The organism is Myroides marinus, from assembly GCF_900109075.1.
GTDB lineage: Bacteria > Bacteroidota > Bacteroidia > Flavobacteriales > Flavobacteriaceae > Flavobacterium > Flavobacterium marinum_A.
In genome coordinates, this window is sequence record NZ_FNYS01000001.1 from 361,863 (window position 1) to 383,379 (window position 21,517).

The 21,517-nt window shown below is 34.2% G+C and carries 20 protein-coding genes; 8 read left to right on the top strand and 12 right to left on the bottom strand.

Annotated features, from left to right (window positions below):
* The first annotated feature begins 149 nt into the window (after positions 1–149).
* Together BMX53_RS01645 and BMX53_RS01650 are read left to right on the top strand one after the other, a co-directional pair.
* Positions 150–1,496, top strand: a complete 1,347-nt coding sequence (locus BMX53_RS01645) for a sigma-54-dependent transcriptional regulator (RefSeq protein ID WP_074744330.1) — start codon at positions 150–152, stop codon at positions 1,494–1,496.
* Between the two features lie 10 nt (positions 1,497–1,506).
* Positions 1,507–2,835, top strand: coding sequence for a sensor histidine kinase (locus tag BMX53_RS01650; protein ID WP_063175136.1), 1,329 nt, complete (start codon positions 1,507–1,509; stop codon positions 2,833–2,835).
* A 117-nt stretch (positions 2,836–2,952) separates the two neighbouring features.
* On the opposite strand, the gene BMX53_RS01655 is transcribed toward BMX53_RS01650, so the two are convergent.
* The 8 genes from BMX53_RS01655 to BMX53_RS01695 form a co-directional block, all read right to left on the bottom strand.
* Complete coding sequence (locus tag BMX53_RS01655) at positions 2,953–3,513, bottom strand: hypothetical protein (protein WP_063175135.1); 561 nt, start codon at positions 3,511–3,513, stop codon at positions 2,953–2,955.
* 52 nt (positions 3,514–3,565) lie between these two features.
* On the bottom strand, positions 3,566–4,132 hold the full coding sequence (locus BMX53_RS01660) for a hypothetical protein (protein WP_133145882.1): 567 nt from the start codon (positions 4,130–4,132) through the stop codon (positions 3,566–3,568).
* 484 nt (positions 4,133–4,616) lie between these two features.
* Complete coding sequence (locus BMX53_RS01670; RefSeq protein ID WP_063175132.1) at positions 4,617–5,147, bottom strand: hypothetical protein; 531 nt, start codon at positions 5,145–5,147, stop codon at positions 4,617–4,619.
* A 610-nt stretch (positions 5,148–5,757) separates the two neighbouring features.
* Positions 5,758–6,093: an MGMT family protein gene (locus BMX53_RS01675; RefSeq protein ID WP_063175131.1), complete on the bottom strand. Its 336-nt coding sequence runs from the start codon at positions 6,091–6,093 to the stop codon at positions 5,758–5,760.
* Positions 6,093–6,719, bottom strand: a complete 627-nt coding sequence (locus BMX53_RS01680; protein WP_063175130.1) for a hypothetical protein — start codon at positions 6,717–6,719, stop codon at positions 6,093–6,095. Before BMX53_RS01680 ends, BMX53_RS01675 begins: the two co-directional genes overlap by 1 nt.
* Before the next feature lies 1 nt (position 6,720).
* Positions 6,721–7,392, bottom strand: a complete 672-nt coding sequence (gene trmB / locus BMX53_RS01685; RefSeq protein WP_038985041.1) for a tRNA (guanosine(46)-N7)-methyltransferase TrmB — start codon at positions 7,390–7,392, stop codon at positions 6,721–6,723.
* Between the two features lie 100 nt (positions 7,393–7,492).
* Complete coding sequence (locus BMX53_RS01690) at positions 7,493–8,554, bottom strand: sensor histidine kinase (RefSeq protein ID WP_038985043.1); 1,062 nt, start codon at positions 8,552–8,554, stop codon at positions 7,493–7,495.
* Positions 8,555–8,557: 3 nt separating this feature from the next.
* On the bottom strand, positions 8,558–9,247 hold the full coding sequence (locus tag BMX53_RS01695) for a response regulator (protein WP_038985044.1): 690 nt from the start codon (positions 9,245–9,247) through the stop codon (positions 8,558–8,560).
* Between the two features lie 183 nt (positions 9,248–9,430).
* Between BMX53_RS01695 and BMX53_RS01700 the strand changes: the two genes are divergently transcribed.
* The 4 genes from BMX53_RS01700 to BMX53_RS01715 all read left to right on the top strand — a co-directional run bounded on the left by BMX53_RS01700 (position 9,431) and on the right by BMX53_RS01715 (position 15,373).
* Positions 9,431–12,184: a TonB-dependent receptor gene (locus tag BMX53_RS01700; protein WP_063175129.1), complete on the top strand. Its 2,754-nt coding sequence runs from the start codon at positions 9,431–9,433 to the stop codon at positions 12,182–12,184.
* A gap of 505 nt (positions 12,185–12,689) precedes the next feature.
* Complete coding sequence (locus BMX53_RS01705; protein ID WP_063175128.1) at positions 12,690–13,832, top strand: hypothetical protein; 1,143 nt, start codon at positions 12,690–12,692, stop codon at positions 13,830–13,832.
* A gap of 110 nt (positions 13,833–13,942) precedes the next feature.
* Positions 13,943–14,296 carry a T9SS type A sorting domain-containing protein gene (locus BMX53_RS01710; RefSeq protein WP_240485451.1) on the top strand — a complete coding sequence of 118 codons (354 nt, stop codon included), beginning with the start codon at positions 13,943–13,945 and terminating at the stop codon, positions 14,294–14,296.
* A gap of 96 nt (positions 14,297–14,392) precedes the next feature.
* Positions 14,393–15,373, top strand: a complete 981-nt coding sequence (locus BMX53_RS01715; RefSeq protein WP_063175127.1) for a LuxE/PaaK family acyltransferase — start codon at positions 14,393–14,395, stop codon at positions 15,371–15,373.
* Between the two features lie 67 nt (positions 15,374–15,440).
* Here BMX53_RS01715 and gldC read toward each other — a convergent pair whose 3' ends face one another.
* Together gldC and gldB are read right to left on the bottom strand one after the other, a co-directional pair.
* On the bottom strand, positions 15,441–15,779 hold the full coding sequence (gene gldC / locus BMX53_RS01720) for a gliding motility protein GldC (protein WP_038985051.1): 339 nt from the start codon (positions 15,777–15,779) through the stop codon (positions 15,441–15,443).
* Complete coding sequence (gldB, locus tag BMX53_RS01725; protein ID WP_063175126.1) at positions 15,779–16,765, bottom strand: gliding motility lipoprotein GldB; 987 nt, start codon at positions 16,763–16,765, stop codon at positions 15,779–15,781. The genes gldC and gldB overlap by 1 nt, the downstream gene beginning before the upstream one ends.
* 73 nt (positions 16,766–16,838) lie before the next feature.
* Between gldB and nadE the strand changes: the two genes are divergently transcribed.
* On the top strand, positions 16,839–17,645 hold the full coding sequence (gene nadE / locus BMX53_RS01730; protein WP_063175125.1) for an NAD(+) synthase: 807 nt from the start codon (positions 16,839–16,841) through the stop codon (positions 17,643–17,645).
* A gap of 71 nt (positions 17,646–17,716) precedes the next feature.
* On the top strand, positions 17,717–18,199 hold the full coding sequence (locus BMX53_RS01735; protein WP_063175124.1) for a hypothetical protein: 483 nt from the start codon (positions 17,717–17,719) through the stop codon (positions 18,197–18,199).
* 27 nt (positions 18,200–18,226) lie between these two features.
* Here BMX53_RS01735 and dnaG read toward each other — a convergent pair whose 3' ends face one another.
* Together dnaG and BMX53_RS01745 are read right to left on the bottom strand one after the other, a co-directional pair.
* Complete coding sequence (gene dnaG / locus BMX53_RS01740) at positions 18,227–20,209, bottom strand: DNA primase (protein ID WP_063175123.1); 1,983 nt, start codon at positions 20,207–20,209, stop codon at positions 18,227–18,229.
* 232 nt (positions 20,210–20,441) lie between these two features.
* The gene (locus tag BMX53_RS01745; RefSeq protein ID WP_242651178.1) at positions 20,442–21,512 is read right to left on the bottom strand and encodes a hypothetical protein; all 1,071 of its coding nucleotides are present in this window, start codon (positions 21,510–21,512) and stop codon (positions 20,442–20,444) included.
* Positions 21,513–21,517: the final 5 nt, after the last annotated feature.

Genomic DNA, 21,517 nt, shown 5'->3' on the forward strand with positions numbered 1-21,517 from the left:
TGACTGTTTTATAGATAGAATAACAATAATGTGCCAATCATTAATAAACACATTACCATCTACAAATCAACAACTTAATAATCTGCTATAAAAATAACTGTTCAGTTTCGGACACTAAATCGTTCGCTTTTGAAATAAACCCTTACACAATGAGAAAAACTAACGCTACCATTCTTGTATTAGACGACAATTCTGAAGTACTTATTGCTGCAAAAATGCTTCTAAAAAGACACTTCGAAAACATATTTACGAATAATAACCCAAAAAAGTTAGCTGAAATACTTTCTCAACAGGAAGTAGATGTTATTATTTTAGACATGAACTTCCGAGTAGGTTTTGAGGATGGTAAAGAAGGTATATTCTGGTTTAAAGAGATCAAAAAGATATCTCCTAATACACAAATCATCTTAATGACCTCGTATGGTAATGTAGAGACTGCTGTAGAGGGTATCAAACTCGGAGCCGTAGACTATATCCTAAAGCCATGGAATAATGAATCCCTTATCGAAACAGTAAAAGGCGTAGTCAAACAACTTCGTAAAAAAGAAACTGTAGCTGACAGACCACAGAAAGAAGACAATGTATTCATCGGTCAGGCTCCTAGCATACAGAAGGTATATACGATGGCAAGCCGCGTAGCTAAGACTGATGTAAACGCATTAATCCTAGGAGAGAATGGTACAGGTAAATATGTATTAGCTAAACATATCCATGACAACTCTCCTCGAAAAGACCAACCGTTTATACATGTAGACTTAGGGTCTCTTAACGAGAATTTATTTGAAAGTGAGTTATTCGGTTATGCCAAAGGAGCATTTACTGATGCAAAACAAGATACAGAAGGTCGCTTCGAAGCTGCTAATGGTGGAACTATATTCTTAGACGAGATAGGTAATGTACCACTTCATCTACAGGCGAAGTTGCTACAGGTGATCCAATCTAAAAGTGTTATCCGATTAGGAGAATCTAAGTCACGTCCTGTGGATATCCGTATTATCACTGCGACTAACGCTAATATAGAACAAGAGGTAAACGATAAGCTATTTAGAGAAGACCTTTACTACCGTATCAACACAGTGACATTACAGCTACCTCCACTTAGAGAACGTCAAGAAGATATCTTACCTCTATTACATTTCTTTATCGAAGAGTATGCAGATAAGTATGAGCGCTCTGCTCCTACTATCAGTTCGTCTACCCAACAATCATTAACGTGTTATGACTGGAAGGGTAATATACGTGAGATGCAAAATAGAGTAGAACGTGCACTAATTCTAACAGAAGAAGATGAGCTAAACCTGAGTGACTTCGGAATATCTCCAACGATGATTAATGACAATGTTACTGAGGAGAATACACTACAAGACATGGAGCGCAACTCTATCCTAAAAGCATTAGAGAAATACGATGGTAATATCTCTCAAACTGCAGAAGAGCTAGGACTATCTAGAGCTGCACTATACAGAAGATTAGAAAAATACAATATTAAAAACTAAGTTATATCAGATGCAATCATTTCACTTTAAAGCCTTTCTGCGCATTTTAGTTATCCTTGCATTAGGATTACTAGCGATGTACTTAATAAAACATGAGTTAACGTACTCGTTTCTGTTAGTGTGTTTATTAGTTGTGGCTTTATTCTTTGAGTTATACTTTTTTCAGAAGGCTCATTATTCGGCTATTGACCGCATCGTATTAGCGATGATGTATGATGATTACTCTCTAAAAACAACTAAGGTACAGGCCAATGAGACAATGAATAACTTACAACGCCTATACCAAAAACTACAGACACAACAACAACAAAACGAAATACGAGAACTCGTATATCTCAATATCTTAAACAATATAGAGACTGGTATTCTGATCTTAGAGAAGAAAGGCACTACATGGGAGATATTCTTTATCAATGATTATTTCTCCGGGCTATTTGACATTCCTAAGATCAAGTCTTGGACGAACCTAGAACGCTTATTACCTTCTCTGACACACCATCTAGAGGTACTAAACTTTAAAGAGTCAAAAGAATCTATAGATATCAAGATAGAAGAGGAAGAGAAACAGACTTTCATCCTTCAGACTTCTAACACCATTAGTCAAAATCAAGAGTACTTCATTGTACTGCTAGACTCTATACAGAAGGTATTAGACAAAAAAGAAAAGGATACTTGGGAAAATCTAATGAAGATTATCTCTCACGAGATTATGAATTCTCTAACTCCTATCCACTCTCTAGCTCATAATACACAACAAATCCTAGAGGAAGAAGAACACCTGTCAGAAGAAGATATCGATGATATTAAACTTAGTATTAACACCATCGTTAATCGTACAGATCACTTACAGCAGTTTATAGACAACTATAGAAAACTGACTATGTTAGCTTCTCCTAAAAAACAGGTAGTAGCCCCAGAGCGCATACTTCAGTTAAGCGTGGAGACATTAATGCCTCTCTTTAAACAGAACAAAATCACTGTGCACACAGATTTCTCTCTACAGACTACTGTAGAATGGGATGCTAAACAAATGGAACAGGTATTTATCAATCTACTGACTAATGCAATACACGCTACTGCTAAACAAGAAATAAGAGAGATTAATATCAATCTATACGAAAAGAATAACCGTATCTGTATAGATGTAGAAGATAGTGGAGCTGGTATCTTACCTGAGATTAAAGAAAAGATATTTATCCCATTTTACACCACTCGAGAAGAAGGTGCAGGTATTGGACTACCCTTATCTAAGAACATCGTGGAGATGCATAACGGATATCTGACATACCACAGACGAGAAGACAAGACTGTGTTCAGTCTTAACTTTCCAATGTATTAGATTGGTTAACAGTTTACAGTATATCGGCAATTAACATCAAAGTACAGACGCAATACCTTGCGTGTCAAACTATAGATAGTACAGGTGTAATACTTTACACCCATAACACAACTGACATCAGAGTACAGACGCACCTTTTTCTTTTGCAATATTAATCATAAAAGCATACACTGCCCTTAACTCATTCTTAGATATAAATCTATTATCGAGAAACACACTATTATCTCTACTGAACAAATTAATAACCATCTTTAACATTAAAGATAGTTTGGTCCTATTATCATGAGGTTCAAATAATACAATTCTAATCTCTTCTGATTTAGTCATTGAAGAATAAGCGATTCTAAGGCTCTTTATATCCTCCCACTTTACTAGTACACCGTATGTCTCATTCACACATCTCACATCATCTATTTCTGCCAAAGCATGATTTCCTAAATATCTACTCAACGCCTTAATGGATTCGACTAGATAAAGAACCCCATATACAGTAAACATATTGAGAAAAATAAAAACAAACAGTAAGGGCACACTCTTTCTTATCTCAGACCAAGGAGTATCTCCTTTAATAAAAAAGGTATAGTCAAAATATCCTCCTATCCACAGAAACACGATACTAGCTAGCAATAGCTTAATAATCTTACCTAAGCTGTAATATACTATCTTCTTTATAGCCATATCGACGTCTTTATATTATTAAATACTCCTCTTTACTACAAAATCATCAATTCTATTTATTGGTATAAACAATAAACATTACATCAGCTTGATGAAAAGATTTTTTCTTATCTCTCTTATTAAAGTTATGCTCTTCAAAAAAAGTGCATAAATCCAACATCAGATTATAAGCCCCTTTCATCACCTCTATCTTATGTGCTACTCCTTTTTTATCTCTAAAGAATCCCAGCCTAATCCTTACTGATTTATCACCAGCACTTATCGCTATATCTCTAATCATAGTATTACCTACTAATTTAACTCTACGAATCTCACTAGGAGACAAATTTATCACACGATCTTTATAACTTATCCTCAAATTATCTCCCATAATACTCACTTCCCAAAAGTCGCAATACTTCTTCTTAAATAAGTAATAGCTAAGTACCAATCCTCCAATAGTCAAAGCAACGGCAAAGAATATGAACATTTCATCCAACTTATCAATTGTCTTAGCAAAACCGCCAAACAATAAACAGAAAACAATAAAAGCTACTATACCTATAGCTAAACCAATAAAGTTGATCAACAGCTCTTCTTTAAAAGTTTGTCCGTAGATTCTATAATTCTTTTCTTCCATAATCATCTGTTTTTTTAACATTAAAGTTAATGTATTTTATTCAAAACAAGTCTATTAACAAAAAACATATATAATTAACACCACATATATTCAATAAACATCAATGTACAGACACATTATCATAAAAGCAATCTACTTCACTCTCTTATACCCTAATCCTACATACTTAACTGTATTTTGTTCTCCTCAACAGGGTTAGGTAGTGTAGTCATAACTACTAATTCCTCATCGCTTAAACTCGTAATAAGCATTCCTTCCTCTACACTCATAATCATCTGTAGGCACAATATCTTCAAGGAATTTCACTTCTCTGTCGTAAGTCTTCGTCCAAGCGAGCTCCCTTGTTCCAATTAAATTGTCAGTGGTGTACACTTTTTTCGCTTTTCCTTTCTCATTACAACTATACATTCCGATCACAAACACAGATAATAGGACAAACAAAAACATACTTTTCTGACATCAAAAACAACTACTAACACGGTGCTTATTTAGTCTGCTCGTGGTAATCCTTTATTTCTTGTTGTACCAATTTTCCGTTTCCTTCAATATATTCACCAGAAAGAACATCTAATAATCCAAGTCCAAAAATGCGATAAAATACTCTCTTATGTATAGGAAGCTGATTAAACAACATTTCTTCATTAATCATCTTAACACCTATACCGTGTTTATTGCGAAATCCAATATAGACTATATCTTCAATATCAATCCACTTTAGGATAATATTGCGTTCATAATTTATTATACTGTCAGGTGTCAACCGAAGTAATACAACCTTGTTTTTATATTTCTTAAACAGAATACTCCCTGAATAAATTAATTTAATGCCCATGCCGATAAATAGCAATAGAAGTAACGACATCTGCCAAAACTCTATTAACAACTCAATACTAAGCGAAACATCTCTAAGGATAAAATAACTCAGTAATAAGCCCATAATTACACTTATACTTCCGACTATAAGTGTACTTCTCCCCATGCTAGCCCCGTAATAGTATAGCTTCGCTTCTTTCATTCCATTAATTTAATAAGTAAATATACCAATATAGTTATGATCTATTTTATAAAACACGAAACAAGCTCTCCTTAATAAAAACTAAAAGCCTCAATAGTAATCGACTATAGAAGTATACATACCACTATAAAGGACAATGAGAGGAGTATACAAGGAGATTCCTTCGACAAAACACCACTTTTACCAACTAATCTCTAAGTATTGTCCTTGAATTGTCGAACAAACCTAATGCAATGCCCATACTTACTAGCATAAGAGTACATATAAAGCTATTACCGAAACAAAACACCAACAACACAAGTGACTATTTATCAATACATTAAATACTAAAAATCGCACTATGAAACGAAAAAAACAGTTTACTTTTTTATAAAAAGAGGGTAAAAAGAAAGGAAAACAGGTATAAATCAAAAAAAATGATCCTATAAAAGAGCTTAATGGGCACTAAATAGAACTAAAAAGGAAGAAAAAAAGAAAAAAAGTCTCTACTTTTTTAGAATAAAAAGAGATTTGAGCTTTATTCAACAAATGAACTGTATCTAAAACAAATAAGAGATACAAATATTACTAATTGAGAAATGTAGTACTGAAAAAATAAGAAAATAGATAATTACTCCCCTTCTTGAATTGTAGGTTCCCAAAGAAGCTCTTTAAAGTTGACTATTTTATTATCAACAACCTCTATTCCCTCATTCTCTAAGAGTTGTTGCATCAAATTAGTTCCGTCAAAGTGAAACTTACCAGTCAATAATCCATTGCGATTAACCACGCGATGAGCAGGTACAGTATCGTCGTCATGAGAAGCATTCATAGCATAACCTACCATACGAGCAGAACGAGCTGCTCCTATAGCTCTAGCGATAGCCCCATAAGTAGTCACCCTACCTTCAGGTATCTGCTTCACTACAGCGTATACTCTCTCAAAGAAGTTATCCTGAAGAGCCATTATGACAACAGTTTATAAATAGTAATTAAACAGATAATACCTGTGATAGATCCTATCACATAGTTAATATTGCGGAGAATAAAAGCATCCTCTCTCGAAGGTTTCTTAAACAACGCTACATAGATGTAAAACATCATCCCTGAGCCTAATACTACTCCTAAAGAAAATGAGGTAGTGTTTAATATCTCGAAGATAGGATAGTCATAAGAGGCTAATGTAATACTTAAGAATACGTAATAAGGTATTAAGAATACATTAATCGCTGCTAATAAACAGCCATATATAAAAGGTGAAGTTTCTTTGCCTGAATTATTCTTTTTTTTCTTCTCTTTTTTCTTCGCAAAAAAGAAAAAATAGATGGTTAGAATAGAGAATATAGCTAGTCCTATCTCATGTAGTATTTCCGTAATACCTGGGCTAGAATCTATAAGTTTAGCAAAAAAAATAGCGACGAATGTCTGTATAAAAATAACTGTCAAAGCACCAAAGGTATACGAAATAGCATCTCGCTTACTTCGTTCCTTAGATATTTTGACAGCTGTCATATTAAGCAGCCCTGGAAGAGAAACTCCCAAGGTAGCTGCTACAAAACCGAAAAATAAAAGTGTGATAACTTCTACTCCCATACTACTTAATTCTAAATTGAATGTAAGTTATAGGTTTATTTTGTTCTAAATACTGTGATTCGTAAAAAGTTTGGATCTCTGTTACTACAGCAGGTGCACCTTCATTCTTATAGATATGGTGATTAGCATAGATTACTTCATGTCCTTCTCCATGTAGAAGTCCTAAGGTATAACCGTGCATAAACTCGCTATCTGTCTTTAGGTTCATCACTCCATCAGCAGCTAGAATGTTCTTATAACGTTTTAAGAATTCGCTATTCGTAAGGCGGTGTTTAGTACGCTTATACTTAATCTGAGGGTCTGGGAAAGTAATCCATATTTCGTTTACCTCACCTGATGCAAAAGCATACTCGATAAGTTCGATCTGTGTACGTAAGAAAGCCACATTAGTCATTCCTGACTCTACAGCCGTCTTCGCACCACGCCAAAAACGTGCTCCTTTAATATCAATACCGATAAAGTTTTTCTCTGGAAAACGCTTCGCTAGTTCTACTGTGTATTCTCCTTTTCCACATCCAAGTTCTAAAACGATAGGATTGTCATTCTTAAACACATCTTTTCTCCAATTACCTTTTTGTGGTAATTCTCCTATCATATCTTCTCTAGTCGGCTGATATACAATATCAAAAGTTTCGTTCTCTCTAAAACGCTTTAATTTATTTTTACTTCCCACGTGATATACTTCATTATAAATTTGGGCAAAATTAAGTAATTATAGTGAAACTATCCTATTTAATTTCGCATTGAGTATATACTATGGGATTGGTTGATAATTAATTATCTAATGGTTCTACTAATGCTTTCTCTAAAGTAAACGAAAACTCAGAACCATAACCGAAGCTACTTTCTACATAAATATGTTCTTCGTGTGCCTCTACAATGTGCTTCACGATAGATAAACCTAATCCTGAACCACCTACTGTACGAGCGCCACTCTTATCTATACGATAAAAACGTTCAAATAGACGAGATACATTTTCCTTTTGAATCCCCAATCCATTATCTGTAACACGGATAATCAATTTATTATTCACTAGGTCTTCTATACTTACCTCTGTAGTTCCTTTCTCCTTACCATACTTAATAGAGTTATCAATAAGGTTAGTGATTACCTGTCCTATGCGTTCTTTATCTCCTACTACATAGATAGGCTTATTATAATTAAGGTCAAATATAAGAGAGATGTTTCTCTTCTTCGCTTTATAATCTAGGAAGTCAAATGCGTGTCTAATTGTCTCTACAATATCGAAGGTAACAATATTAAGGTGCAAATCTCCAGACTCTAACTTAGTGATCATGTCTAAGTCATTCACTATATATATCAAGCGGTCTACACTCTGTGCCGCTCTCTCTATATATCTGTCTCTTACCTTCAGATCATCGATAGCCCCATCCTGTAATGTCTCTAAATAACTCTGGATAGTAAATAATGGAGTCTTTAATTCATGTGAGATGTTGCCTAGAAACTCACGTCTGTACTCCTCTCTAACTTGTAGTGATTCAATCTCTATTTTCTTGTTCTTAGCGAATTTTTGGATTTCTTCAGTCAAGGTTTGCATATCTGTAGTCACCGCTTTACTTCTAAGATCAGCGTGCTCTAGCAGAGATACATTGTCATAAATCTTCTTGATACGACGGTAGATAAAGTGCTCTACTCTATACTGAAGAATAAAGAATGATATAGTGTATAAAAAAATAAGGTTGCTTAGTAAAATCCATACTGGTATCTTAAAGTAAAATATACCCATAGGAAATGTAGCAATAAAACTAATCAGCGTAATCGCTAAAGAAGATTTTACTGCGAACTTATAAGAATTCTTAAACTTTGTAGCCATTTATTATTCGTGGTCGAATTTATATCCTACTCCTTTTATTGTTTTAAAATAGCTATCTCCTATCTTCTCTCTTAACTTACGAATGTGAACGTCTATAGTTCTTCCTCCTACTACTACCTCATTACCCCATACAGCATCAAGGATTTCATCTCGTGTAAATACTTTACCAGGTTTGGCAGCTAATAAATATAATAGTTCGAATTCTTTGCGTGGAAAAAGTATCTCTTCTTTGCGAACGAATACTCTATATTCATCTCTATCAATCTTGATATCTCCTACTTCGATAATATCTGCATTAGTTTCATCAGAGAAACGTGCTCTTCTAAGTAATGCTTTCACTTTACTCATTAACACTTTTGGTTTGATAGGTTTAGTGATATAATCATCTGCTCCTGCTTCGAATCCTGCTACTTGAGAATAGTCTTCTCCACGTGCTGTTAAGAAAGTAATCACGCTATTCGATAATCCTTCTTTTTTTCTTATTACTTCACACGCCTCGATACCATCCATCTCAGGCATCATAACATCTAGAATAATAAGGTGAGGTTTATTAGTAACTGCAGACTCTACAGCCTGTTTACCATTGCTAGCAGTGAATAGTTGGTATCCTTCTTGCTCCAAATTATATCCGATGATATCGATAATATCTTGTTCATCGTCTGCTAAAAGGACTTTAATTTCAGAATTTTTCATGTTTAAGTTGTGTGTTTTGACTGTTCAAAGATAAAATTTAATACATAAGTAAATATACACTTTACAATTATTTAATCTATTAACAATTTGGTAACCTAAAGTAAACAAAAAATTAAACTTTGAATAACATCTAGAATACATTGTACTTGGTTCTTTGCATCAATAATACAACACACTTATTCTATGAAAAATTATTTAATCATCATGTTCCTTTTTGTATCGGCCTCATTTTATGGACAGAAAGCTGAAATCAAAGGTAAATTAACTGATGAGACTACACTTGACCCATTAGCTTATGCCACTGTGGTAATTAAGAATTCTACTAATGGAGTTAACACTGACCTAGATGGGAATTATAGTATCTCTGTCGAAGCTGGCACTTACACAATACAGTTTCAATACATGGGGTACATCACTCAAGAAAAAACAATTACTCTAGCTAAAAAAGAAACAAAAACAATCAATGTAGCTCTAGCTTCTGAGCACATCGAACTAGAAGGAGTAGTAGTAGAAGCTACGCGTTCTAAATCTAGAGAGTCTGCTCTGCTTATAGAACAACAACGCTCTAGTGAAATCAAACAACAAATCGGTTCTCAAGAATTATCTCGTAAAGGAGTAAGCGACGTAGCCTCTGCTGTAGCTAAGACAACTGGGGTGTCAAAACAAGAGGGTACAGGAACTATATTCGTACGTGGATTAGGAGACAGATATAATAGTACTTCTCTTAATGGTCTGCCATTAGCGTCTAATGACCCTGAGAAAAAGAATATTGACTTAAACCTATTCTCTACAGATATCGTAGAGTATATCTCTATCGACAAAACGTACAACGCTAGAAATTCAGGTGACTTCGCTGGAGGTAATATCGATATCATCTCTAAGAAACACAGCGGTGAGGGATTCTTCAATGTGTCTGTAGGTTCTAATATTAACTCAAATGCGGTAGGTGAAGATAAATTCAGAGCTTTATCTGATAGAAGCTTCTTAGGTTTCTCAGAAACAAAACAACCTAGTAACGCTTTAAATAGCTTTAGCTTTAAAAACTCTACACAAACTAAGAACAAGTCTCCTTATGGAATGAGCTTAGGATTAAATGGTGGTAAATCATTCTACTTCGGAAAAGAATCTTCTTTAAACTTATTCGCTACATTGTCTTTTGATAATAACTATAAATTCAAAGAAGGTGTTAATCGTACTGCTCAAGCTCAAAACAGCTTTACTAAGGACTTATACATGAAGTCTTATGAGTACAATACGAACACTACTGCAATGTTAAATGCTGATTATAATATCAACTCTAAAAACAGCATTAAATACAATGTGTTATTAATCAATGGTTCTCAAGAGAAATTTGATGAATATACTGGATATATCAGAGATATTACTGATAGAAAAGATTACTACGAAAACTCTTTAGTGACAAGACAAAACTATAAACAAGATCGTTTATTAGTAAACCAATTATTAGGAGATCACAAGCTTAATGATCAATTAGATCTTAACTGGGGATTAGCACTTAACAACATCTCTGCTCAGACTCCTGACAGACAGATGTACACTTTAAACAAAGTAAAAGGTTCGGATGGCTACGAGTTTTCGACTAACTCTAGATCTGATAACAATAGATACTTCGAAGACTTAATCGAAAATGAAGTGGGAGCTAATATCGCTGCTTCTTATAAATTCGGTAAAAACAGTGAGAACTTATACAATGGTAAATTAACTGTTGGGTATAACTTACGCCAAAAGAAAAGAGAATTTAAAGCTACTCAGTATGTGTTCCAAATCAATGCTGACTACAATAAAGATATTAATCCTTATGCTTTAGATAATTTCTTTAACCAACAGAACTTTAGCAATGGATACTTCGAAACATATACGTTTAGAGGTGGAGCTAATACTCCAGATGCTTTATTGCCACAAACGTATGACGGTGATATGACTATCCATTCTGGATTCGCTAATGTAGAATATCAGTTCTCAGACAGATTCTCTGCTACTTTTGGAGCTAGATTTGAAACTATCAGTCAAAAAGTAACTTGGCAAACACAGTTAGATTCAGAAAAGACATCTAACACTTTAGAAAAGAATGCTTTCTTACCTAGTTTGTCCTTAAAGTATGCAGTTAATGACAGAAACAACTTGCGTTTCGCTGCTTCTAAAACATATACTTTACCTCAATTCAAAGAGAGAGCTAGATTTATCTACGAAGATGTAACAGAGATTAAGGTTGGTAACCCAGATTTATATGCTTCTGATGATTATAACGCTGACTTAAAATGGGAGTTTTTCCCTACGAATGACGAGGTAGTATCTGCTTCTGTTTTTGGTAAATACATCAAAAACCCAATCAACGAAATTGTAACCGCTTCTTCATCTAATGATATCGGATATGTAAACACAGGTGATTATGGATATGCTGCAGGATTAGAGATTGAATTACGTAAAAACTTAATCAGTTTTGATGATGTTAATACGAACAAGATTACTGGAGGATTAAATGCTTCTATTATGAAGACTTACCAAAAGCTAGATAATGAAAAAGTAAAAAGAGAAAATAAATATATCTCTTCTGCTTTTACACATGAAAACTCAAGCTTCACAGGTGCATCTGACTTCTTATTAAATGCTGACTTATCGTACATCAAAGAATGGGGAGAAAAGAACTTAATGGCAACATTATCTTATGCTCATTTCTCTGATAAGCTTTATTCTATCGGTACAGAACAAAGTGGAGATTTAGTAGATAAAGCATTCGGTATGTTAGACTTCACTTTTAAATTGAAGTTCAACAAAAACTTCGGAATAGGAGTAAATGCTAAAAACTTACTAGATCCAAAAATCGAAAGAATGCAAGAGAACTTAACTCAAGACGTTCTAGTGAGATCTTACAAATTAGGTAGAAACTTTAGCTTAAGCTTAAACTACAATTTCTAGGATCATCTGATCAAACATAACCCCACTTACAAAAGCGAGAATTAAGTCATTTAATTCTCGCTTTTTTTATGTACTGTTTCTATAAGTATAGAATAGGTGGCTATATGATATCTATTGTAATACCATTGTTGGCTTTATGTGTTATTCTCTTTGATAAATACTAAGTACTTCTACTGTTTCTATTCTAATACCATTGCTTTCTTTACTTGTGATTCTCTTCAATAAATAACTACACCTTATGCAATGCAATACCTGCACTTTCTTTATAAGTTATTGTCTCAAATAAATAATAAATAGTCATACTATTTCTAGTATAATATCATCTCTTTTTACCTCAGTTTACAACTGCTTAATATTCTACAGCTAAAAACAACTGAATTAACGTAGTTAACATTGAATTAATATTAAAATCACATACTGTTAATTATTCAATGACAATGACTTAACATCCTTTTTCTGTTTTCTAGACATCTTTGTATCAAACAAATAAAAAACTATATTTCACATGAAAAAATTATTAAGATCAGGATTCGGAATTGCATTAGTAGCATTATCATTAGCAAGTTGTTCATCAAGTGATGATAACAATGGAGGAACAACAACTCCAACAAAACCAAACGAAATTAAAGGAACAGTTAAGAAAGGTGAAAAACTTTCACTTGACGGAACTAAAGTATATAACTTAACAGGTAAATTAGTTGTAGAAGAAGGTGGTACATTAACAATCCCTGCAGGTACAACAATTATCGGAACAGGTGGTACTTCTGCATATATCGCAGTAGCTCAAGGAGGACAAATCTTTGTAGAAGGTACTAAAGACAAACCAGTAGTAATGACTGCTGCTGAGAAAAAAAGAGGTAGCTGGGGAGGTTTAGTTATCTGTGGTAGAGCACCAATCAACAAAGGAGAAACTGCTACTGCTGAAGTATCTGACTTAACTTATGGAGGTAAAGTTGCAAATGATAACTCTGGGTCAATTAAATTCTTAAGAATTGAGTACTCTGGAGCTAACTACAACAGTGAGAAAGAATTTAATGGTCTTTCATTATTCGGAGTTGGTAGCGGAACTACTATTCAATATGTACAAGCTCACGAAGGTTCAGATGACGGATTTGAGTGGTTCGGTGGAACTGTAAGTGCTCAGTACTTAGTTTCTTCTAACAATGATGATGATCAATTTGACTGGACTGAAGGATGGAATGGTCAAGAAAACGCTTTCTGGTTCTCTAAACAATCAGGAACTGCTGATAAAGGATTCGAAGCTGATAACAACGCTAAAAACAGAAATGCAGATCCTACTTCAAACCCTACAATCAAAGGTATAACATTATTACCAGCTGTAGATGGAAAAGGTACTGCAATGAAATTACGTGAAGGTACTAAAGGAAAAATGTTTGATGTAGTAATCGGTGATTACGAAACTGCATTTGACGTAGAACACGATGAAACTATCACTAACGTAAATAATGGAACATTATTAGTTAGCAATGTGAAATTAATCAGCACAAAAACAAAAGCTACTAAAGGTAAAAATACAAAAGGTGATACTGTAGATGTATCTAAAGTATTTACAGCTGGAGAGAATAAAGGTGCCGGAAATGGTACTGCTACTCCTGACTGGGCTAAAGGTTGGACTGTAGGTCTATAGTAAATCAAAGATAAAAATGTTAAAAAAAAGTGCTTATTTAAAAAAATAGGCACTTTTTTGTTTTTTTATATCATTTTAAATAATTACTTTTATACCATAATTTCAGTTAGATGGCAAAAAAATACTTTTATATTACGATGTTCATTGCAATGCTAGGCGGAAGCACAGCATTTGCGCAAAGTGGTTTGCGTTATAATAATGAACCTAGATATTCTACTAATCAGAGTATCGAAGGGCTATCTATTTACCCTAACCCAGCTGTGGCTAATGGTAAATTGTACATTGAATCTACTAAGAATGAACCTAAGGAAGTAGAGTTATACAATGTTGTAGGAAAGAAAGTATTTACAACTACTGTAAATAACAGAGAGTTGAACTTACCTTATAGTGTAAATGCTGGTATTTACGTTATGAAGATTAAAGAGAGCAACGCAACTGCTACTAGAAAGATAGTAGTGAAGTAAAGAATTACATTTTAATGATTTTATATTCTAAAAAGAGCATCTCCAAAAGTGATGCTCTTTTTTTATTTGTATTTTTGCAATTAAATATAATACACCGTGTTTAGACCTGAAGAAATCATACAAATACAAACTAAAAAAGACTTCCATAAAGTAGCTATGAAGGTCTTTAGATTCCAGTATGAACATAATCCTGTATATCAACAGTTCTGTAACCTGCTTAATAAAACACCTGAGCAAGTGAAGACACTTACTGATGTACCTTTCTTACCTATTGAATTTTTTAAGAGCCGAGATGTACTAAGCTCTACAGATCCTATACAGATTACGTTCACTAGTAGTGGAACTACAGGAATGATTACAAGTAAGCATCACGTAACTGATCTAGCTTACTACGAATACAGTTTTAGATCTGCATTCTCTCACTTTTATGGTAATATAGAAGATTACGTTGTATTAGCTCTTTTACCAGCTTATCTAGAACGAGAGGGATCTTCCTTAATCTACATGGTAGAAGATTTAATAAAAGGTTCTAATCAGCCTGAAAGCGGGTTTTATTTGCATAATTACGAAGAATTAGCTAAGATGTTAGTAGATCTAGATAAACAAGGTCGCAACGTGTTATTAATAGGGGTGACTTATGCTTTACTTGATATGATAGAAATGCAGAAGTTCAATCTTAGTAATACGATCATTATGGAGACTGGTGGTATGAAAGGAAGACGTAAAGAAATGATACGCGAAGAACTACACCAAGTACTATGTGACGGCTTTGGAGTATCTAAAATACACTCTGAATATGGAATGACAGAATTACTATCTCAAGGGTATTCTTTTGGCGATGGTGTATTCGAATGTCCACCTTGGATGGATATATTAACTCGTGATCCAGAAGATGCTTTAAGTTATGTAGAAGAAGGAAAGACTGGTGGAGTTAATGTAATTGACTTAGCAAATATTAATTCTTGCTCGTTTATTGCTACCCAAGATCTAGGAAAAAAATACAATGACGGTTCTTTCGAAATATTAGGACGATTTGATCATTCAGACATTAGAGGTTGTAACCTTATGGTCGTTTAATCTAATTCCATCAATAAAAGAAACGCCCCAATGAGTTATTCATTGGGGCGTTTCTTTTATGTAGTTCTTACTTTTCGATTAAGTCCAATTTTTCTGCAAAGTAGTCACAGAAGTCTTTCATCGTAGCTGCCATTTTCTCATCTTCAGTTGCTCTCTCAAATGTATCAGACATTGCAACTAATGTTTGGTGAAAGAATTTCTTCATCTCATCTACAGGCATATCTTTTGTCCATAAATCAATACGAAGTGTTTCTTTTGCTTTATGATCCCATATAGATAAAAGCATTGCTTTAGAAGCTGCACCATTTACTCCTCCATCTTCTGCAGTCCAGAATAATTTATCTGGTACCTTATTTTCGTCTAACTCTACTCTAATATTTATATCAGAAACGTGATTTTTACTCATTACTTCTTTGGTTTGTATTTTGATTTTTCAAATATTTCTTTTGCCTCTGTATTAAAAAGGTCTTGCAAAGTTACATTATTATTTTGCATATAAGTCTTAACAATCTGCCAACCTAACCATGCACCAGTTTTACCAGGACTATCAGAATCAATATCTAAATAGTACTTAGAGAATGGAGCAGGAGTGATAAATCTACTCGTCAATCGAGGATCAGTATCATATAATAAATTATTATCTATAAAGTATCTCCACATATACTGTTCATTCACTTGGCACCATTTTATCTGCTCAGGTGTATACCCCATGATATAAGCATCATCAATACTAGGTAGTAACAATTTCTTAGCATAAAGAGCCTTTCCATGCTGAATTATTCCTGCTAAAAAAGTTCTATCCTTATTACCAGGCATTTTTTGTAATACAAAACTCTCTGCTAAATCAGGTAATATCTGAGTAGACTCAAAAGTACCTCTTAGGTACTCTGGAAAACCTCCATAAAATCTATGCTTCTCTCCTAAGTAAGTATCTAAGGCAATTAGTGCTAAAGAATCTGCATAAATAGCCTTGGCAGTAACATCTACTTCAGAAATTAAGGTAATCACCTTTTTCTTAGAAGATTCTTGTGGATAATAATACTTCACATACTTAAAGAAATCTTCTAGCTGCTTTGGCAAATCTCCTAAGTCAGCGAACTTCTTCTCCACTTCTTCATTCAACTCAACAAACAAAGTGTCTTTTTTCTTTTCAATCCAGAATTCATCAGGTAAGTTCTCATTAAAGAAATAAGGGTATTTCTTCTTAACTTGATTCAACTCAGAGATATCTGCCTTATTAAATTCTTCGTCAAAACGAGCTATAGTCATTTCTATAGGAATAGCACTGATCTCTTTTTCAAGTTCACTTTGCTTATCTCCACAGCTAGACCAAAAAACACAGCTAACTAGTAAAACAACACTAGATAAATTAGTAAATTTGGAAAAAGTCATCTTATCTTTTTTTATTTTCAGAGTACAAATATAATAAGATAGATATCAACCTATTCCATAAATATTCAAAGTCATGACAAACAAAACAAAAATGAATACAGAAGCGGTAACTAACCACATTGTAAACTGGTTAAAAGACTATGCACAAAGTGCTAGAGTAAATGGATATGTAATAGGGATATCTGGAGGAATAGACTCTGCTGTAACATCTACGTTATGTGCGATGACAGGATTGCCATTAGTATGTGTGGAAATGCCAATACACCAAGATCCTTCACAAGTATCTAGAGCGAAAGAGCACATCGCTTTCTTAAAAGACAAGTTTAGCAATGTTACTTCTGCTGTAGCGGACTTAACCTCAACATTCGAAACATTAAAAGAAGCTGTACCTACATCTGATGACGAAGCTACGTTAAACCTAACACTTGCTAACACAAGAGCTAGATTGCGTATGACAACACTATACTATTATGCAGGTCTACACAGAAGTTTAGTTGCTGGTACTGGTAATAAGGTAGAAGACTTCGGAGTAGGATTCTTTACTAAATACGGTGATGGTGGCGTGGATGTAAGCCCTATTGCAGACTTAATGAAATCAGAAGTAAGAGCTATTGGAGAATACCTAAACGTTCCTAGTAGCATTATTATAGCTAAACCAACTGATGGCTTATTCGGTGATGAGCGTTCAGATGAAGATCAACTAGGAGCTAATTATGACGAATTAGAAATAGCAATGCTTGCACACGAAAAAGGAGCTAAAGCAGAAGACTTTACGGGAAGAGAGAGAGAAGTGTTTGAAATATATAGTAGACTGAACAGAATTAACCAACATAAGATAAATCCTATTCCTGTTTGTTTAATTCCTATAGAATTCAAATAATTAGCGTTTTTTGCTCAGTGTTTTTAACAACTGTATTTGAAAAACAGGTACCTTTGTTAAAAAGTTATGTTATGAAAAAGTATTTATTGTTTTTAATTGCAATACTATCAGTATCGCTGACTTCATGTTCATCAGATGATGATTATTGTGGCAATGATTTTTATAGATCAAAACAATTAGCTCCTGTGTATGCTTTCCATCCAAATGATTTCCGTGTTTATGGTTTAAAAGGTGAAAGATTCACAGTAATTAAAAGTGAACAAGAATTTCAAGAAAGAGTAAGAGGAGCACAATATTATAAGGGCGTAATTGACTTTAGATATGATGAACTAATCATAGGTCAAACATACGCTACTGGTTTTAACTCTATTATAGATATCACACCTATGTATAGAGAGTCTTGTGGGTATGGAGGTGAGAATTTGCTAGAAGTAGAAATAAATGTAAACAGAGGAAATTTATACACAGATTTTATAGTATACCACACAGTAGTTCCTAGAACGAAGAGTGATCGTTATAGTGTACTACCAACTGTTAGATACAGATCTAGATAAACAAAAAAGAGGCAATAGCCTCTTTTTTTATTCCTCTATAGTTTTAAATCTTGATGTAACTTGTCCTAATCGCTTAGAGAACATATTCATCAGACTAGTATAGTCCATGATTAAAGTAAGCATCTCATAAGACCTTTTTTCATCACTGTCCTTTAGCTTCACTTTATACTTCTCTATCATTGTATTTAGCAAGTACATTCTCAGTGTTAATATAGTCTCCGTTACATATTGAGATACCCCTTGTACTTTTTGTTTTACTATGATATTCTGAGACTCCCAGTTGTGTAAAGTTTCTTTCTCATCTTCCATGATGATACTCGTTACCTCTTGAGCCATCTCTGGGTTAAGAGTCTTTAAGTACTTCTCTAAGTCCCAAACATTATGGTTAAAGTAATCCATGATATCCTTATAAATCACTTTAAACATAGGATTAGTTAACTGCACTTCATCTTCTTGCAAACTCAGATATATACGCTCATATACCTTTTGTTCTACCTTATGCTCTACTTCTATTACTTCATTATCCTCATTCACATCTAATAGAAGTTCGATAAACTGCTCTTCCATATTTCCATAAAGCAACAATATCTCTATAATCTTGCGTTCTAGGTTGTACTGTGGATCAATAGCCTCCTTTGGTTGCTGTTCTGAGTGAACCACCTCCATTTGCTTGCGCTCCTGTACATACTTCTTATTTGCATCAGCTAATTCCTTTCTACCAATCTGAGCTAGAGAATTAAAGATAACATCCTCTGAGATATCCATAATACGTGCACACTCTTGCACATATATTTCTTTCTGTATCTGATCAGGTATCTTAGAAATACTCTGCACCATATCTCTAATCAACTCCGCTTTTTTAATAGGGTCGCTCTTCGCCTCCCCCATTAACATATTGGCCTTAAATCGAATAAAGTCAGTAGCGTTATTCTTAAAGTACTCGTCTAACTGTTCTTTCGAATGTTTTCTAGCAAAACTATCAGGATCCTCACCATCTGGCAATGGACATACTCTAACATTCATTCCTGCCTCAAGGATTAGATCAACCCCTCTCATTGAAGCGCGAATACCAGCAGCATCCCCATCAAATAGCATAGTAATATTTTTAGTCAAACGACTAATCAATCGTATCTGATCAGGTGTCAATGCAGTACCAGAAGAAGCCACCACATTCTTAATACCTGTCTGATGCATTTGGATAACATCCGTATACCCTTCTACTAAGAAACAGTTATCCTGCTTAGCTATCTCTTGTTTAGCATGAAAGATACCATAAAGTACTTTACTCTTGTGATAGATATCACTCTCAGGCGAGTTAAGGTATTTCGCAGCTTTCTTATCTGTAATCAAGATACGTCCACCGAATCCCAATACCCTACCAGACATACTCTGTATTGGGAACATCACTCTTCCCTTAAAGCGGTCAAACTTGCGATCTTCCTTAACAATAGTAAGCCCTGTCTTCTCTAGATACTCTAGTGAATACCCCTTTTGTAAAGCGGCATCTGTAAAAGCACTCCATTGATCAGGAGAATACCCTAATCCAAACTCTTTTATAGTCTCTTGAGTAAAACCACGTTCTTTGAAGTAAGTCATCCCTATAGCTTTCCCTTCTTCAGCTTGAAACAGGGTCTCCTCAAAGTATTTCTTCGCAAACTCAGACACAATGAACATACTCTCCTTCTCATTCAGTTGCTCTTTCTCCTCATCGCTCTGTTCAGTCTCCTCTATTTCGATACCATACTTCTTCGCCAAGTAGCGTATAGCCTCAGGATAAGAGAAATGCTCATGCTCCATAATAAAGCTAATTGCATTACCTCCTTTACCAGAACTAAAATCTTTCCAAATCTGTTTAACAGGCGATACCATAAACGACGGTGTTTTCTCGTTAACGAAAGGACTAAGCCCTTTGTAGTTACTCCCTGACTTTTTCAGAGTTACAAAGTCACCTATTACCTCCTCTACACGAGCGGCATCAAAGACGGCATCTATGGTACTTTTGGAAATCATATATTAAGTTTAGTTCTATGTATGTATACCTCGATTATACTATAATTTGTAATATACACATATTTCTGGCAGATGCAAAGGTAAAAGAAAAGGGAGTTGTTTTAGAATAAATAATCTAAAAACAACTCCCATAACCTAATAATTCATTGTAATAATTAACTAATTAAATTTAGAATCTAACTGTTCTAGTCTTATAAAGACATAACTTATATATGGTAAAATACCAATCCTATTACAAATCTAATCTTACACCGAATGACCACATATTCTGTTTAACATCATTGTGTTTAAACATCGGTGTTAACTCATATTGAGCGAATAAGCTCCAATCTCCATTACCCACATAAGCACCTACACCATATCTTACTTTATTGATATCTAAAGCAGTTCTTTCTTTGGTTCTAAACTCATGACCTTCATCAGTATATCTATATACTTGATAAGTATCCTTGCGATTAATATTCATAAATCCACCTAAACCAAATCTCCACGTCTGCTGACTTTTAAAATACGTTCTACCTGTTTTCTCATTTACTTGAGGCTTAGTTAGATCAAATTCTAAATACACAGGGATTTGTAAAGATCGTATCGCTAGTCTATTCTTGCGCAAATCTTTATCATGATCCACAATAGCTACTTGTCCATCAGGTTGTTTTTGGAAATAGCGGTTCTCTGTTGGTTTTAAATTATTGTACTCTAATAACAATCCATATCTAAGGTGTAACAGGTTACTATCTTTTAATAAACGGCTATTTACATTAAATCCCCATTGAATAAAGTTAGACGGCACATAGCTAATGTCTGAATTTGCAAAAGAACCTTCCGTTGCTAGATTACTCATTCCATAGGCAAACTGAAGTTGAACCTGATTACGTCTATCTGCTTTTATTTTAGTACCTCTTTGTATGTAATTTTTACGTCCAATAAGAATAGCAGATCCATACTCTGACTCATCAGGAGTTTCGTATAACTCTCCCGATTTAATAGAGTACTTCACATGATTCTGTACCGTCTGAGATAAGCTATCATTCAGGCGATTTATCCTTTCCTCTAATCGCGTTGACGATTCAGCAGCTAATTTACTCTTCACCTCTTGTGCCTCTTCCTCTGTCAGTTTCTTATTTTCCACCAACACATTCAGAGAATCCACCTTAATCTTTAGAGATTCCTTCTCTTCTATTGTGCTATTTTGAATCTTAACAGCAATACTCTTTACCTCTTTATTAAATTTTAATACTTGTCCATACATCCCCATAGTGGCTAGCATGGCAACAGTCATAATTAATATAGTTTTTTGTTTCATAACAG

Excerpts from the sequence above, each read along its gene's own strand:
- BMX53_RS01645 (WP_074744330.1), top strand. The coding sequence starts at position 150 with ATGAGAAAAACTAACGCTACCATTCTTGTATTAGACGACAATTCTGAA.
- BMX53_RS01650 (WP_063175136.1), top strand. The coding sequence starts at position 1,507 with ATGCAATCATTTCACTTTAAAGCCTTTCTGCGCATTTTAGTTATCCTT.
- BMX53_RS01655 (WP_063175135.1), bottom strand. The coding sequence starts at position 3,513 with ATGGCTATAAAGAAGATAGTATATTACAGCTTAGGTAAGATTATTAAG.
- BMX53_RS01660 (WP_133145882.1), bottom strand. The coding sequence starts at position 4,132 with ATGGAAGAAAAGAATTATAGAATCTACGGACAAACTTTTAAAGAAGAG.
- BMX53_RS01670 (WP_063175132.1), bottom strand. The coding sequence starts at position 5,147 with ATGAAAGAAGCGAAGCTATACTATTACGGGGCTAGCATGGGGAGAAGT.
- BMX53_RS01675 (WP_063175131.1), bottom strand. The coding sequence starts at position 6,093 with ATGGCTCTTCAGGATAACTTCTTTGAGAGAGTATACGCTGTAGTGAAG.
- BMX53_RS01680 (WP_063175130.1), bottom strand. The coding sequence starts at position 6,719 with ATGGGAGTAGAAGTTATCACACTTTTATTTTTCGGTTTTGTAGCAGCT.
- BMX53_RS01690 (WP_038985043.1), bottom strand. The coding sequence starts at position 8,554 with ATGGCTACAAAGTTTAAGAATTCTTATAAGTTCGCAGTAAAATCTTCT.
- BMX53_RS01695 (WP_038985044.1), bottom strand. The coding sequence starts at position 9,247 with ATGAAAAATTCTGAAATTAAAGTCCTTTTAGCAGACGATGAACAAGAT.
- BMX53_RS01700 (WP_063175129.1), top strand. The coding sequence starts at position 9,431 with ATGAAAAATTATTTAATCATCATGTTCCTTTTTGTATCGGCCTCATTT.
- BMX53_RS01705 (WP_063175128.1), top strand. The coding sequence starts at position 12,690 with ATGAAAAAATTATTAAGATCAGGATTCGGAATTGCATTAGTAGCATTA.
- BMX53_RS01710 (WP_240485451.1), top strand. The coding sequence starts at position 13,943 with ATGGCAAAAAAATACTTTTATATTACGATGTTCATTGCAATGCTAGGC.
- gldC (WP_038985051.1), bottom strand. The coding sequence starts at position 15,779 with ATGAGTAAAAATCACGTTTCTGATATAAATATTAGAGTAGAGTTAGAC.
- gldB (WP_063175126.1), bottom strand. The coding sequence starts at position 16,765 with ATGACTTTTTCCAAATTTACTAATTTATCTAGTGTTGTTTTACTAGTT.
- nadE (WP_063175125.1), top strand. The coding sequence starts at position 16,839 with ATGACAAACAAAACAAAAATGAATACAGAAGCGGTAACTAACCACATT.
- BMX53_RS01735 (WP_063175124.1), top strand. The coding sequence starts at position 17,717 with ATGAAAAAGTATTTATTGTTTTTAATTGCAATACTATCAGTATCGCTG.
- dnaG (WP_063175123.1), bottom strand. The coding sequence starts at position 20,209 with ATGATTTCCAAAAGTACCATAGATGCCGTCTTTGATGCCGCTCGTGTA.
- BMX53_RS01745 (WP_242651178.1), bottom strand. The coding sequence starts at position 21,512 with ATGAAACAAAAAACTATATTAATTATGACTGTTGCCATGCTAGCCACT.